This is a genomic window from Acidithiobacillus sp. TH-A117, from assembly GCF_057473465.1.
In genome coordinates this window covers 1-14,651 of the sequence record NZ_JBYCKQ010000020.1, presented here as the reverse complement: position 1 = coordinate 14,651, position 14,651 = coordinate 1, and the positions used below count along the sequence as shown (strand labels likewise).

15 protein-coding genes and 1 tRNA gene are annotated in these 14,651 nt (G+C 55.2%); all 16 read left to right on the top strand.

The annotated features are described in order from the left end of the window. Positions 1–29: 29 nt before the first annotated feature. The 16 genes from AC2VLR_RS03985 (at position 30) to AC2VLR_RS03910 (ending at position 14,647) form a co-directional block, all read left to right on the top strand. Complete coding sequence (locus AC2VLR_RS03985) at positions 30–386, top strand: NADH-quinone oxidoreductase subunit A (protein ID WP_024893593.1); 357 nt, start codon at positions 30–32, stop codon at positions 384–386. Continuing rightward, positions 377–853, top strand: a complete 477-nt coding sequence (locus AC2VLR_RS03980; RefSeq protein ID WP_010641695.1) for a NuoB/complex I 20 kDa subunit family protein — start codon at positions 377–379, stop codon at positions 851–853. Before AC2VLR_RS03985 ends, AC2VLR_RS03980 begins: the two co-directional genes overlap by 10 nt. A 3-nt stretch (positions 854–856) precedes the next feature. Continuing rightward, positions 857–1,465, top strand: a complete 609-nt coding sequence (locus AC2VLR_RS03975) for an NADH-quinone oxidoreductase subunit C (RefSeq protein WP_486880947.1) — start codon at positions 857–859, stop codon at positions 1,463–1,465. After that, positions 1,449–2,702 (top strand): NADH-quinone oxidoreductase subunit D, encoded by a 1,254-nt coding sequence (locus tag AC2VLR_RS03970; protein WP_101536766.1) that lies wholly within the window; start codon positions 1,449–1,451, stop codon positions 2,700–2,702. Before AC2VLR_RS03975 ends, AC2VLR_RS03970 begins: the two co-directional genes overlap by 17 nt. 3 nt (positions 2,703–2,705) lie before the next feature. Continuing rightward, positions 2,706–3,197 (top strand): NADH-quinone oxidoreductase subunit NuoE, encoded by a 492-nt coding sequence (nuoE, locus tag AC2VLR_RS03965; RefSeq protein WP_215843756.1) that lies wholly within the window; start codon positions 2,706–2,708, stop codon positions 3,195–3,197. Continuing rightward, positions 3,187–4,470: an NADH-quinone oxidoreductase subunit NuoF gene (gene nuoF, locus AC2VLR_RS03960; protein WP_215843755.1), complete on the top strand. Its 1,284-nt coding sequence runs from the start codon at positions 3,187–3,189 to the stop codon at positions 4,468–4,470. Before nuoE ends, nuoF begins: the two co-directional genes overlap by 11 nt. After that, positions 4,470–6,827: an NADH-quinone oxidoreductase subunit NuoG gene (gene nuoG / locus AC2VLR_RS03955; RefSeq protein ID WP_486880946.1), complete on the top strand. Its 2,358-nt coding sequence runs from the start codon at positions 4,470–4,472 to the stop codon at positions 6,825–6,827. The genes nuoF and nuoG overlap by 1 nt, the downstream gene beginning before the upstream one ends. Continuing rightward, complete coding sequence (gene nuoH, locus AC2VLR_RS03950) at positions 6,824–7,852, top strand: NADH-quinone oxidoreductase subunit NuoH (RefSeq protein WP_226818947.1); 1,029 nt, start codon at positions 6,824–6,826, stop codon at positions 7,850–7,852. Before nuoG ends, nuoH begins: the two co-directional genes overlap by 4 nt. 10 nt (positions 7,853–7,862) lie before the next feature. Then, on the top strand, positions 7,863–8,354 hold the full coding sequence (gene nuoI / locus AC2VLR_RS03945) for an NADH-quinone oxidoreductase subunit NuoI (RefSeq protein ID WP_215843753.1): 492 nt from the start codon (positions 7,863–7,865) through the stop codon (positions 8,352–8,354). Between the two features lie 15 nt (positions 8,355–8,369). Next, entirely contained in the window at positions 8,370–8,966 is a 597-nt protein-coding gene (locus AC2VLR_RS03940) for an NADH-quinone oxidoreductase subunit J (protein WP_486880945.1), read from the top strand. Next, a complete protein-coding gene (nuoK, locus tag AC2VLR_RS03935) occupies positions 8,963–9,280 on the top strand; it encodes an NADH-quinone oxidoreductase subunit NuoK (protein ID WP_029316355.1) in 318 nt (105 codons plus the stop codon). Before AC2VLR_RS03940 ends, nuoK begins: the two co-directional genes overlap by 4 nt. A 1-nt stretch (position 9,281) precedes the next feature. Continuing rightward, complete coding sequence (nuoL, locus tag AC2VLR_RS03930; RefSeq protein ID WP_486880944.1) at positions 9,282–11,264, top strand: NADH-quinone oxidoreductase subunit L; 1,983 nt, start codon at positions 9,282–9,284, stop codon at positions 11,262–11,264. A gap of 6 nt (positions 11,265–11,270) precedes the next feature. Beyond that, positions 11,271–12,752 carry an NADH-quinone oxidoreductase subunit M gene (locus tag AC2VLR_RS03925; RefSeq protein WP_486880943.1) on the top strand — a complete coding sequence of 494 codons (1,482 nt, stop codon included), beginning with the start codon at positions 11,271–11,273 and terminating at the stop codon, positions 12,750–12,752. A gap of 13 nt (positions 12,753–12,765) precedes the next feature. Continuing rightward, positions 12,766–14,223: an NADH-quinone oxidoreductase subunit NuoN gene (gene nuoN, locus AC2VLR_RS03920; RefSeq protein WP_486880942.1), complete on the top strand. Its 1,458-nt coding sequence runs from the start codon at positions 12,766–12,768 to the stop codon at positions 14,221–14,223. Next, positions 14,223–14,537 carry a DUF2818 family protein gene (locus AC2VLR_RS03915; protein WP_101536775.1) on the top strand — a complete coding sequence of 105 codons (315 nt, stop codon included), beginning with the start codon at positions 14,223–14,225 and terminating at the stop codon, positions 14,535–14,537. Before nuoN ends, AC2VLR_RS03915 begins: the two co-directional genes overlap by 1 nt. Before the next feature lie 35 nt (positions 14,538–14,572). After that, positions 14,573–14,647: transfer RNA gene (locus tag AC2VLR_RS03910), tRNA-Val, on the top strand. Positions 14,648–14,651 lie beyond the last annotated feature (4 nt).

Genomic DNA, 14,651 nt, shown 5'->3' with positions numbered 1-14,651 from the left:
GTCCATATTTGGGTGGAGGAGTGTTGGGGATGTTGAACCACTATTTACCTGTGCTCATCTTTATTGTGGTGGCACTGGTGGTCGGTGTGGTCCCATTACTGATGGGAGCCTCGCTCGGACCACATAAACCGGATAGCGAAAAGCTCTCGCCCTATGAATGTGGCTTTGAGGCTTTTGAAGACGCGCGCGTCAAATTTGATGTGCGTTATTATCTGGTGGCCATTCTCTTCATTCTCTTTGATCTGGAAATTGCCTTTCTCTTCCCTTGGGCGGTGGTTTTTGACCAGATAGGCATGATGGGCTTTCTGGCCATGATGATTTTTCTCGCCATTCTGGTGGTGGGCTTTATCTATGAATGGAAAAAAGGAGCCTTGGAATGGGAATAGAAGGTATCCTCGAGAAAGGCTTTGTGACCACCAGCATAGATACCGTGGTCAACTGGAGCCGAACCGGTTCTCTCTGGCCCATGACGTTTGGTTTGGCTTGCTGTGCTGTGGAAATGATGCATGCCGGGGCTGCGCGTTATGATCTGGACCGTTTTGGTATTGTCTTCCGTCCCAGTCCCCGCCAGTCGGACGTCATGATTGTGGCTGGCACCCTGGTCAATAAAATGGCACCGGCCTTGCGCAAGGTTTATGACCAGATGCCGGAGCCACGCTGGGTGGTTTCCATGGGATCCTGCGCCAACGGCGGGGGATATTATCATTACTCGTACAGTATTGTGCGCGGGTGTGATCGCATTGTTCCGGTAGATATTTATGTGCCCGGTTGTCCGCCAACCGCTGAGGCCCTGCTCTACGGCCTCATCCAGTTGCAGAAAAAAATCCGTCGCACCAACACGATAGCCAGGTGAGCCATGACTGACGCACTCGAAAATCTGCGCCAGACACTGAGCGCAAAACTGGGGAATAGTCTGCGCGAAGCCCGTCTGGAACGGGCTGAGCTGACTGTGGAGCTGGCCCCGGAAGCATTGCACGCGACTTGTGTCTGGCTGCGTGATGACCCTGCCTGTCGTTTTGACATGCTCATCGATGTCTGTGGGGTTGATTACTCCGAGTATGGCGATGGCAGCTGGGAAGGGCCGCGCTTTGCCGTGGTGTATCACCTGCTTTCTCTGCCTCATCGGCAGCGTATCCGGCTGCGCGTATATGCCGATACGGAGTTGCCTATAGTGCCTTCGGTGGTGGATATCTGGGCGGCAGCCAACTGGTTTGAAAGAGAGGCCTTTGATCTTTACGGGATTTTGTTTGATGGTCATCCCGACCTGCGGCGGATTCTGACGGATTACGGGTTTGTGGGGCATCCCTTCCGCAAGGATTTTCCCTTGGTGGGCACCGTGGAAATGCGTTATGACGCCGATCAGGGCCGGGTCATTTACGAACCCACCCGCACCGAAGAAAGAGTCGTGGTGCCGCGCATCATCCGCAGTGAAGAAGAGGGGCGCTATCATGCCAGAAATCAATAATTTCACCATGAACTTCGGGCCGCAACACCCCTCGGCCCACGGGGTGCTGCGTCTGGTACTGGAGCTGGACGGCGAAGTCATCGAGCGCGCCGACCCCCATATCGGTCTCCTCCATCGGGCTACCGAAAAACTGGCGGAAAACAAAACCTATTTGCAGAATCTGCCATACATGGACCGTCTCGACTATGTGTCCATGATGTGCAACGAACATGCCTACTGCCTGGCGGTAGAAAAGTTACTGGGTCTGGAAGTGCCGAGGCGTGCCCAGTATATCCGCACCCTTTTTGATGAAATCACCCGGGTACTCAACCACCTGCTCTGGCTGGGTGCTTATGCTCTGGACGTAGGCGCCATGAGTGTTTTTCTGTATTGCTTTCGCGAGCGGGAAGACCTCATGGACGTTTATGAGGCGGTATCGGGAGCGCGGATGCACGCCGCCTACTATCGTCCCGGAGGAGTGTATCGCGATCTTCCCGCACAGATGCCCCAGTATGTGGCCTCGCCCTATCGGGATGCGCGGCGCCTGGAATCCCTCAATGCCAATCGTCAGGGCTCGGTGCTCGATTTCATTGAAGATTTTACCCGCCGTTTTCCGGGTTATGTGGATGAATACGAAACCCTGTTGACCGACAACCGGATCTGGAAACAGCGCACCGTGGGCATTGGTGTCGTCGATGCGGAAAGAGCCGTACAACTGGGATTTACCGGTCCCATGTTGCGGGCTTCGGGGGTTGCCTGGGATTTGCGGCGGACCCAGCCTTACGCGGCCTATGCGGACCTGGATTTTGAGATTCCTGTGGGCAGTACGGGTGATTGTTATGATCGTTATCTGGTGCGGGTCGCCGAAATGCGGCAAAGCAACCGGATTATTGCCCAGTGTGTGGATTGGCTCCGGAAAAATCCGGGCCCGGTGATCAGCGATGACTTCAAGGTCGCCGCACCGCCGCGCGAAGAAATGAAGACCAGCATGGAAGCCCTGATTCATCATTTCAAATTGTTTTCTGAAGGTATGTCGGTACCTGCCGGCGAAGTTTATACCGCTGTCGAGGCACCCAAGGGCGAATTTGGCATTTACATGATTTCTGACGGGGCCAACAAACCCTACCGGATGAAAATTCGCGCCCCGGGTTTTTCTCACCTGGCGGCTATGGATGAAATGGCCAAGGGCCACATGATTGCAGATGTGGTGGCGATACTGTCCACCATGGATATTGTTTTCGGCGAGATTGACAGGTAGATCATGTTATCGGAAAAGTCCCTGGAAGCTATTGCTTTTGAGCGCAGCAAGTATCCGCCCGAAGAATCCCGTTCGGCCCTCCTGGCTGCGTTGCGGATTGCCCAGGAAGAGCAGGGCTACCTGCGTGATGAAGTCATCACCTATGTCGCCAATCTGTTGGACTTGCCGCCCATTCAGGCCTTTGAAGTGGCTACTTTTTACACCATGTATGACCTCAAGCCTGTGGGCCGTCACAAGTTCTGTGTGTGCGGCAGCGTGTCCTGCTTTCTCAATGGTTCCGACCGGATGATTCGTCACCTTAGTGAAAGACTGGGTATTGGTCTGGGCGAAACGACAGAAGATGGTTTATTCACCCTCCAGGAAGTGGAATGTCTGGGCGCCTGCAAAGATGCCCCCATGCTGCAGTTGGGTGATCGCTACTACGAAAATCTCACTCCGGAAAGCCTGGATGCCTTGATTGCCGAATTGCGGGGAGGATCTACAGATGTACGTTAATGGCGTGACTCTGAAAAATCGTGGTGTGCCAGACTCCCATAAATTGTCGGTCTATGCCGGAACGGGTGGCTACGATGCCCTGCGCAAGGTGCTGCAGGAGCCCATGGCCCCCGAACAGATCATTGCCGAGATGAAAAAATCCGCCCTGCGCGGACGGGGTGGGGCTGGCTTCCCCACCGGACTGAAATGGAGCTTCATGCCCAAGGGGGTCAGTGGGACTAAATACCTGCTCTGTAATGCCGACGAAGGTGAGCCCGGGACCTGCAAGGATCGGGACATCATGCGTTATGAACCGCATCGGCTGATTGAGGGTATGATTATCGGTGCCTACGCCATGGGCGCTACGGCCGGTTATATTTTTATTCGTGGCGAATTCATCGAGCCCATCAACATTGTCGAAGGCGCGCTGGCGGAAGCCTATGCTGCCGGCTATCTGGGCAAGAACATCCTAGGTACGAACTTTTCCTTTGATCTTTATGTGTATCGCGGCGCCGGCGCTTATATTTGCGGCGAAGAAACGGCGCTGATGGAAGCCCTGGAGGGTAAGAAGGGCCAACCGCGCTTCAAGCCGCCCTTTCCGGCCAGTTACGGGCTTTATGGCCGTCCCACCACCATCAATAATGTCGAAACTTTTGCCTCGGTGCCGGACATTATCACCAAGGGTGGCGAATGGTTTTTGAATCTGGGTAAACCCAATAACGGCGGAACTAAGATTTTTTCGGTCACTGGCCAGGTGCAGAAGCCTGGCAATTATGAAGTGCCCATGGGACTGCCATTTCGGGAGCTGCTGGAGATGGCCGGTGGGCTGCGTCCCGGGCGCCAACTGAAAGCGGTCATTCCTGGTGGAACTAGTACTGCAATGATTGCCGGAGAAGTGATGATGGATGTGACCATGGATTATGACTCCATCTCCAAGGCGGGTTCCGCTTTGGGCGCCGGTTCGGTCATTGTCATGGACGACAGTGTTTGTATGGTGCGTACCGTTGAGCGCATTGCCCGCTTTTACATGCATGAATCCTGTGGTCAGTGTACGCCCTGCCGGGAAGGCATGGGCTGGTTATGGCGGGTGATGCACCGCCTGGAAAACGGCCAGGGTCGGGAAGAAGACCTGCAATTATTGCTGGATGTGGGATCGCGTATTGAAGGGCGGACTATCTGCGCCCTGGCTGATGGTGGGGTTGCACCGGTGGTGAGTTCCATCAAGCTGTTTCGTGAGGAATATGAATATCACATTGAGCACAAGCGCTGCATGATCAGTATGGGGGAGCACTGATGCCACATATTGAAATAGACGGACAGTCCATCGAGGTGGCCGCAGGCACCACTATCATGGAGGCGGCAGAGTCGCTGGGAATCTATATTCCTTTTTTCTGCTATCACCCCAAACTCTCCGTCGCTGCCAACTGCCGCATGTGTCTGGTGGATGTGGAAAAGGCCCCCAAACCCCTGCCGGCCTGTGCGACCCCGGTGGCCGACGGGATGAAAATCGCCACGGCCTCGCGTAAGGCCAAAATGGCCCAGCAGGGTGTTTTGGAGTTTTTGCTGATCAATCATCCTCTCGACTGCCCCATTTGTGATCAGGGTGGCGAGTGTCCTCTGCAAGACATCACCATGGGTTTCGCCAACCCCCACAGCCATTATCAGGAAGAAAAGCGGGTGGTCGAAGACAAAGACATCGGCCCCCTGATTACCACCGAAATGACCCGCTGTATTCAGTGTACCCGCTGTGTGCGCTTCGGTCAGGAAATTGGCGGTATCAAGGAGCTGGGTGCTACCGGGCGCGGCGAGCACATGGCTATTGGCACTTATGTGGCCAAGGCCGTGCAATCCGAGCTTTCCGGCAACATGATTGATTTGTGTCCGGTCGGAGCGCTCACCAGTAAACCATTCCGCTACAAGGCGCGTTCCTGGGAGTTGAAGCATACCCCGGGGATTTGTCCCCATTGCTCCACCGGGTGCAACACCGACGTGCAAAGTCTGGGCAAGGAAGTCCTGCGGGTCTTGCCGCGTAATCATGAAGCGGTCAACGAACAATGGATTTGCGACAAGGGGCGCTATGCCTACACCGGGTTGAATGCACCCGATCGGGTGACCCAGCCTTTGCTCCGCAAGGCGGATGGGGAGTGGGCGGAAGTTTCCTGGGCGGAAGCCCTGGAAGCGACTTTGGCCGGCCTGGAAAAGCTGCTGGCCCGTCATGGGGCAGACAAACTGGCAGGACTGATCTCTGGACAATCCAGTAATGAAGAGCTTTTCCTCTTTCAGGCCTTGCTGCGAGGGCTGGGCAGTCCGCATCTCGACCATCGCCTGCACCAGCAGGATTTCCGGGCGGATGCGGCCATGCCGCTGTATCCTGCCCTGAACATGACGCTGGAAGAACTGGAAAGAGAGCCATTGATTGTGCTCTGTCATGCTTTCACCCGACATCAGCAGCCCCTGACCAACCACCGTTTGCGCAAGGCGGTTTTGAACGGCGGGAAAGTAGTGAGCATCGACAGTATTCACCAGGATTTCAACTTTACAGTCACGCAACTGGTGGCTGAGGCTGGTGCAGATAGCCACCTGTATCAGCACTTGGCTGAACATTTTGCGCACCTGCATGAGGCGCCACAGAACGATCCTCTGGCGGTGCTGGCCCGGGAGCTGGCGGCTGCCGACAATCCCCTGATTCTGATTGGCAGTGCCTTGTTGCATCATCCCCAGGCGGCTGATTTGCTGGCCCAGGTGGAAAGTATTGCCGAGTTGGCCGGTGGCCGGATTGGCTGGCTGGCCGAAGAAGCCAATAGTGCGGGCGCCTGGTTGAGCGGTTGTGTGCCGCAACGTGGCCCCGGCGGTCATCCTCTGGACGCAGCAGGTTTGCCTGCAGATGCGTATTGGGAAGCTGAAATGCAGGGCTTTATCCTGTTCGGCGTAGAGCCCGGTGTGGATAGTATGCGCGGCGCTGAAGCCGTTCAGCGTCTGGCCAATGCCGAGTTTGTCCTGAGTATCAGCCATTTTGCCCAGGAGGCCCGGCAGTATGCCGATGTGATTCTGCCCATGGCGGCATTTGCCGAGGGTTCGGGTTCTTATGTGAATAATGAAGGGCGTTTGCAGTCTTTCCGTGCAGCCGTGAAATTGCCCGGTGAAGTGCGGCCGGGCTGGAAAATCCTGCGGGTGCTGGGAGACAGTCTGAAATTGCCCGATTTTCAGTACAACGAGCTCAGCGAAGTCAGTGCCGCCTGGCAACATGCGGTGGGTGACTATGGCATGGACATTCCACCTTTTCAGGCATTCCCGCCCCTCCATGCCGCACAAGCCCTTCCTGCCGGTCCATTATTGCGCCTCGGTGATTGGCCTATCTATCAGGGTGATCCGCTGGTCCGCCGCGCTGCTCCCTTGCATAACCCGCTGCGCGCCAGAATGCATCCGCAGCAGGCTCATCAGTCAGGTATTCAAGGAGATGTAGTGGAAGTGAGTACGGCAGCGGGGAAAGTGACCCTGGCGCTGGAACTGGACACTCATATTCCTTTGGGCTGTATCTGGGTTCCCCTGGGATATTCCGAAACTGCCGTGCTGGGTGCGGCTTATACTCCCTGCTCGGTGGTCATGGCGGCTCCGCCTGAGCGCCAGACGAAAAGCCTGAGGGCCTCATGATGCAGGACTTTTTCCATACCGGCTGGTGGGCGGTACTCTGGTCGATTATCAAAATCGTCATTGTCGTTGTTCCCTTGCTGCTGGGGGTTGCCTATCTGACCCTGGCCGAGCGCAAGGTCATCGGCTACATGCAGGTGCGCCTGGGGCCGAATCGTGTCGGCTTCCGGGGTTCGTTGCAGCCCATTGCCGATGCCCTGAAATTGATGTTCAAGGAAGTCATCATTCCCACCAATGCCAATCGCTTCCTGTTTCTGGCGGCACCGGTGCTGGCCTTTGTTCCGGCTTTGTTGGTATGGGCGGCAGTGCCTTTTGGTCCGGATGTGGCCATTTCCAACATGAATGCCGGATTGTTGTATGTGCTGGCCATTGCCGGATTGGGTGTATATGGCATCATCGTCGCGGGCTGGGCTTCCAATTCCAAATACGCCTTCCTGGGAGCCATGCGCGCGGCTGCGCAGCTGGTTGCCTACGAAATTGCCATGGGTTTTGCCCTGGTCGGAGTGCTGATGCTGGCCCAGACCCTCAATCTCAGCAAAATTGTCGAAGCCCAGGCCGGCGGGGGCTTCTGGTCCTGGTACTGGTTGCCACTTTTTCCGTTCTTCCTGGTGTATTTCATCTCCGGTGTGGCAGAAACCAACCGTGCGCCATTTGACGTGGCAGAAGGGGAATCGGAAATTGTCGCCGGTTTTCATGTGGAATATTCCGGTATGGCCTTCGCCCTGTTTTTCCTGGCCGAATACGCCAACATGATTTTTGTTTCCCTGTTGACTACGGTACTGTTTCTGGGCGGCTGGTATGCGCCCATCAACACGCCGCTATTGACCTGGATACCGGGCCTGGTCTGGTTGTTGCTCAAAACCGCTTTTCTGCTCTATGTGTTTTTGTGGATACGGGCTACTTTTCCCCGTTATCGTTATGACCAGATCATGCGTCTGGGCTGGAAAGTCTTCATTCCGGTGACCATTGCCTGGATTGTGGTGGTGGGTATTGCCCTGGAAACACCCATGCGTGCCCTTCTGCGCTGAGGAGAACAAGATGCACATTCGTCCAAAGCAGTGGTTCAAGACTTTTTTTCTGACCGAAATGCTGCGTGGTATGCAGTTGACCGGCCGATATTTTTTTGCGCCCAAAATTACCGTGCAGTATCCGGAAGAACAGACGCCGCAATCTCCCCGTTTTCGTGGTTTGCATGCTCTGCGTCGTTATGAAAACGGGGAGGAGCGCTGCATTGCCTGCAAATTATGTGAAGCTGTCTGTCCGGCCATGGCCATCACCATTGAGAGTGAACAGCGCAGTGACGGTACCCGGCGCACCACCCGCTACGATATTGACCTCAGCAAGTGTATTTTTTGCGGCCTCTGTGAGGAATCCTGTCCGGTGGATTCCATCGTCGAAAGTCGGGTACTGTCTTATCACGGCGAAATTCGCGGTGATCTGATTTATACCAAAGATATGCTCCTGGCGAATGGCGACCGACTGGAAGCGGAATTGGCAGCGGATCGCGAAGCAGACCGCGCATATCGTTGATGGGATAATGAGAACATGTTGATAACCACCATCCTTTTTTATCTGTTTTCGGTCATATTGCTGGCTTCGGCAACCGCCGTGATTACCGCGAGAAACCCGGTATACGCCTCGCTTTTTCTGGTGTTGGCCTTTTTTAACGCTGCCGCCCTATTTATTTTGCTGGGGGCAGAGTTTCTGGGGCTGGTACTGATTCTGGTATATGTCGGCGCGGTCATGGTGCTTTTCCTTTTTGTGGTGATGATGCTGGATATCAATCTGACTCGCCTCAAGGAGGGTTTCCTGAGTTATCTGCCTCTGGGTCTGGCCATTGCCATTCTCGGCGTGCTGGAGCTGGCGGTGGTGTTCTGGACATCGCCGCTGGGGCATGTTCCCGCTCCGGCACCCATTCCTGCCAATGCCGACAATACCCGTGCCCTGGGTGTGCTTCTGTATACCCACTATTTGTATCCTTTTGAGATTGCCGCTGTGATCTTGCTGGTAGCCATTATTGCGGCCATTGCCCTGACCCTGCGCCGTCGCCAGGGTACCAAAACCCAGAATATCGACGCGCAAATGGCGGTACGTGCCAAGGATCGTCTCAGCCTGGTCAATTTACGAGGGCCGGAACAATGATGGGCGGACAACCGACGCTGGCCGCTTACCTGATTCTGGGCGCCATCCTCTTTTCCATTGGCGTCGTGGGTATTTTTCTGAACCGCAAAAATGTGATTATTTTGCTGATGGCCATCGAGTTGCTGCTGTTGGCAGTGAACATCAATCTGGTCGCCTTTTCGCGGTATCTGGGTAATCTCGAAGGACAGGTATTTGTGTTTTTCATCCTGACTGTAGCGGCTGCTGAAGCAGCCATCGGTCTGGCCATTCTGGTGGTGTACTTCCGCAACCGCCGCAGTATCAACGTTGAAGATATTGATGAGTTGAGAGGCTGATATGTGGGTTTTTGACTGGTTACATGTCTTTCCGCCTCTCGTGGTGTATCTGATCATTCCTCTGGCACCCCTGGCCGGCTCGTTGGTGGCGGGCTTTGCAGGCTGGAAATTGCAGGAGCAGGCCCACTGGGCGCCATTGGCAGGAGTGGCGGTTGCTTTTTATCTGGCGCTGGCAGTGCTTTTCCAGACCCTCCATGGCCAGGATTTTTATGGCAATGTGTACACTTGGGCGGTGATGGGGCATCTACAGGTGCCCATCGGTTTTGATGTGGACAGTCTGACGGCCCTGATGCTGGTAGTCGTGACGTTTGTCTCGCTCTGCGTGCATTTGTACACCATCGGCTATATGCACGGTGACCCTGGATACGCCCGCTTTTTCAGTTATATTTCGCTCTTCACGTTCAGCATGATCATGCTGGTCATGAGCAACAATTTCCTGCAGCTGTTTTTCGGCTGGGAAGCGGTGGGCCTGGTGTCCTATCTGCTCATTGGCTTCTGGTTTCAGCGTGAAAGCGCCAATGTGGCCGCTCTCAAAGCCTTTATCGTCAATCGGGTGGGCGATTTTGGTTTTCTGATTGGCATTGCGGCGGTATATCACTACTGCGGCAGTCTCAATTACCGGACCGTGTTTGCCATGGTTCCCCATCTGGTCGGCCAGACGGTGGAGATCATTCCCGGGCATCCCTGGAATGTGTTGACCTGGATTGCGCTGCTGCTCTTTATCGGTGCCATGGGTAAATCTGCGCAGGTGCCCCTGCATGTCTGGCTGCCGGAATCCATGGAAGGCCCGACCCCTATTTCGGCCCTGATTCACGCGGCGACCATGGTGACCGCCGGCATTTTCATGGTGGCCCGGATGTCCCCCATTTATGAGCAGTCAGCCACGGCGTTAACCGTCATACTGCTGATTGGTTCCATCACTGCCCTGTTCATGGGGCTGATTGGCCTGGTGCAGAATGACATCAAGCGCATTATTGCCTATTCGACCCTGTCGCAACTGGGTTACATGACCGCCGCTCTCGGAGCATCCGCCTTTTCGGCAGCTATTTTTCACTTGATGACCCATGCCTTTTTCAAGGCTCTGCTCTTCCTGGCAGCAGGTTCGGTGATCCACGCCATGGCCAACGAGCAGGATATCCGCAAGATGGGCGGTTTGCGCAAGGCCATGCCCATCACCTATATCACTTTCCTGATTGGGGGTCTTGCCCTGTCAGGCATTCCGCCCTTTGCTGGTTTTTTCAGCAAGGATCTGATCATTGAAGCCGTGGGTTTGTCCACCTTGCCGGGGGCAGGCTGGGCCGAGTTCATGCTGGTGGCGGGAGCCTTTGTCACCGCCATGTATACGTTCCGGATGTTTTTCATGGTGTTCCATGGTGAGCCCCGGATGGACCCCTACACCCGCGACCATCTCCACGAATCTCCCTGGGTGATCACGGTGCCACTGATTGCCCTGGCCATTCCGGCAGCCTATGCCGGCTGGGCTTATATCGGTCCAGTGGGGCTGGGACATTTCCTCGACTCCTCCCTGGTCATCGCTCCCCGGTTCAATACCATCGGCGAAATCGCTGCGCATTGGCAGGGTGCCGGGGTGTTTCTCGTCCATGGCCTGGAAGCCTGGCCGTTCTGGTTGGCCATCGCCGGCATTGTCTGTGCCGCCTACTTTTATGCCTGGCGAAGCGGTTTGCCTGAAACTCTCAGTCGGGTACTCAGTCCGGTAATCTGGTTGCTGCAGAGCAAGTTTGGCTTCGATGCCTTCAACAATGCCGTGCTGGTGCGGGGAGTCATTCAATCTGGCCGACTGTTCTGGCATGTCGGCGACGAAAAGCTCATCGATGGCCTGATGGTGAATGGGACGGCCTTCGGTATTGGCAAACTGGCGCTGTCCTGGCGGCGAGTGCAAACGGGATACATCTATCATTACGCTTTTGCCATGATTATCGGGTTGATTTTACTCATGACATATTTTGTGGTCTGGAAGGGGTAAGGCAGGATGAATGCTCAGCTCCTCAGTTATTCTATCTGGGTGCCGATTGTCGGCGGCTTGCTGGTTCTCGCCGTCGGTGACCGCCGTGCGCAGCTGGCGCGCTGGCTGGCACTGTTGGTGTCCTTGCTCGCCTTTGCCATCACCATTCCGCTGTACACCGGTTTTGATACCCACACGGCGGCCATGCAGTTTGGCGAGAGGGTGGCCTGGATTCCCTCCCTGAATATTTACTACCACCTGGGTGTGGATGGTATTTCCCTGTGGTTTGTGCTGCTCACCAGCTTTCTGACGGTGCTGGTGGTGATCAGCTCCTGGCGTAATGTCCAGACCCGGGTGGCGCAATTCATGGCCGCCTTCCTGATCATGGAAGGCATGATGATCGGCGTGTTCTGTGCTCTCGACGCCATCCTTTTTTATGTTTTCTGGGAAGCCATGCTGATCCCGATGTTTCTGATCATCGGGGTCTGGGGCGGACCGCGACGGGTATATGCCACCATCAAGTTTTTTCTCTATACCTTTCTCGGCTCGGTGTTGATGCTGGTGGCCCTGCTTTACCTGTATTTCCATAGTGATCACAGTTTTGATCTGCTGGTCTATCAGCATACTCCCCTGGGAATGACCGCCCAGATCCTCATTTTCATCGCTTTTTTTGTGGCCTTTGCGGTCAAAATTCCCATGTGGCCGGTGCATACCTGGTTGCCCGATGCCCATGTCGAGGCACCTACCGCCGGATCGGTAGTGCTGGCGGCGATCATGCTGAAAATGGGTGCTTATGGTTTTCTGCGTCTGAGTCTGCCCATTGTTCCCGATGCCAGTCATAAACTGGCCTGGCTGATGATTCTGCTGTCCCTGATTGCCATTATTTATGTGGCGCTGGTGGCCATTGTCCAGGAAGACATGAAAAAACTGGTGGCCTATTCTTCCATTGCCCACATGGGATTCGTGACCCTCGGATTTTTTGTGTTTGACAGTGTGGCCATTGAAGGCAGCATCATTCAGATGCTTTCCCATGGTTTTATCAGTGCCGCCATGTTCCTGTGCATTGGCGTGCTTTACGATCGGATGCACACCCGCAACATCAAGGCCTATGGCGGGGTGGCCAATGTCATGCCGATTTTCGCCGCACTGATGATGCTCTTTGCCATGGGTAATGTCGGTCTGCCCGGCACTTCCGGATTTGTGGGTGAATTTATGGTGGTCCTCGGAACCTATCAGATGCATCCCTGGGCGGCGATTCTCGCGGCCACGGGGCTGATTACCGGGGCCAGCTATACCCTGTGGCTATTCAAGCGGGCCATTTTTGGCGGCATTGTTCATCCCGAAGTGGCCGCCCTGAAAGATCTCGACCTGCGGGAAATGCTGGTGCTCGGCACCCTGGCGGCTTTCACCCTGCTGCTGGGAGTGTGGCCGGCACCTTTCCTTGATATTGTACATAGTTCGGTACAGCATCTGGTGGCCCAGATCGCTGTTTCGAAGATTCCGGCGTAGAAGGACTCTGCCTATGAATGCTTTTCTGCTGCATTGGACTTTCGCCATCCCGGAGATTTGGGTATTGAGCATGGCCTGCGTGGTATTGCTGGCTGATTTGTACCTGGGCGAGCGCCTGCGGGATGTCGCCCCGGTATTGACGGTGCTGACTCTGCTGGGTGCTGCGGTCCTGACCTTTTTTGAAATAGGACAGAGTGGTACGGCCTTTGCCGGACAATTGATTCTGGATCCATTTACCAATGTGGCTGAGCTGTTCAGTTATCTGGCGGTATTGATGGTGGTCCTGTATTCCCGGCGCTATCTGATGGATCGCGGCATCTATCGGGGCGAAATTTATGTGTTGCTGCTCTTTGCCCTGCTCGGGGTCATGGTGATGGTATCAGGAGGCAGTCTGCTGAGCATTTATCTGGGGCTGGAGCTGCTGGCGCTGAGTCAATATGCCTTGGTGGCTTTCCATCGCGACAGTCTGAGCGCGACCGAAGCGGGACTGAAATATTTCGTGCTTGGCGCCTTGGCTTCGGGATTGCTCCTCTACGGCATGTCACTGCTCTACGGTCTGACCGGAACCCTGGATGTACAGCACATTGCCGCAGCCCTGGTCAATGTCAACAGCAGTAATCTCATTCTGGTGTTTGCCCTGGTATTTATTGTGGCGGGCATTGCCTTCAAGCTGGGGGCTGCCCCTTTCCATATGTGGCTGCCGGACGTCTATCAGGGTGCCCCCACCCTGGTGAGCACTTTTCTGGCCTCGGCACCTAAAATCGGGGCCTTCGCTCTGATTGTCCGGCTGCTGATAGATGGCGGTTACGGCATGCTGGAATCCTGGCAGCAGATATTTATCGCCTTGACCCTGGTGTCCCTAGTCGTGGGTAACCTGATTGCCATTGCCCAGCAGAATCTCAAAAGAATGCTGGCCTATTCAACCGTAGGCCATGTGGGTTTTCTATCTCTGGGAATTGTCGCAGGAACGGCAGCCGGTTTTGCCAGTGCCTTTTTCTATACGATAGTTTACGTGCTGATGTCCCTGGCGGGTTTCGGGATGATCCTGCTCTTGTCCCGGGCGGGCTTTGAGGCTGAACGTATTGATGATTTCAAGGGCCTGGCCCAGCGCAAGCCCTGGTATGCCTTTTTGATGCTGATCATCATGTTTTCCATGGCCGGTGTACCGCCTACGGTGGGATTTTATGCGAAGCTCGCGGTGTTTCAGGCGGTCATCGCGGCAGGGTATGTCTGGCTGGCGGTGATTGGTGTGCTGCTGGCGGTGATTGGTGCCTTCTATTATTTGCGGGTCGTGAAGGTTATGTTTTTTGATGCGCCCGATCCGGATGTGGATTTCGAAAATGCGCCGATCGTGCGGGATGATCTCGCCAGTGCTACCCTGAGTATGAACAGTCTGGCCTTACTGGTGCTGGGGATTGTGCCCGGACCGTTGATGGCCTTCTGTTTTTACGCCATGCAGGGAGTGATTTGATGGATATGCAACAGTGGGCACTGGTCTATATTTTACTGGCTTTTGTGGCGGCGAACCTGCCCTGGCTCAGCCAACGCCTGTTTTTTGTGCGCAAAATGGCTGAGGGTAAAGCCCTCCAATGGTATCTGCTGGAATGGCTAGTCATGTACTTCATTGTCGGCCTGATCGGCATGGGCATCGAGCAAAGTCTGGATGGCAGTCTGCACGGCCAGGGTTGGGAATTCTATGTGATTGCCCTGTGCATGTTTGCCGTTTTTGCCATCCCGGGTTTTATCTGGCGCTTCAACGTGCTGCCCATGTTGCGCAGATCTTGACCGGGGCGCCCGTAATCGGTACATTTGCGGGCTGCAGGCGCGTAGCTCAGGGGGAGAGCGCTACCTTGACACGGTAGAGGTCGGCGGTTCGAAACCGCCCGTGCCTACCAAATC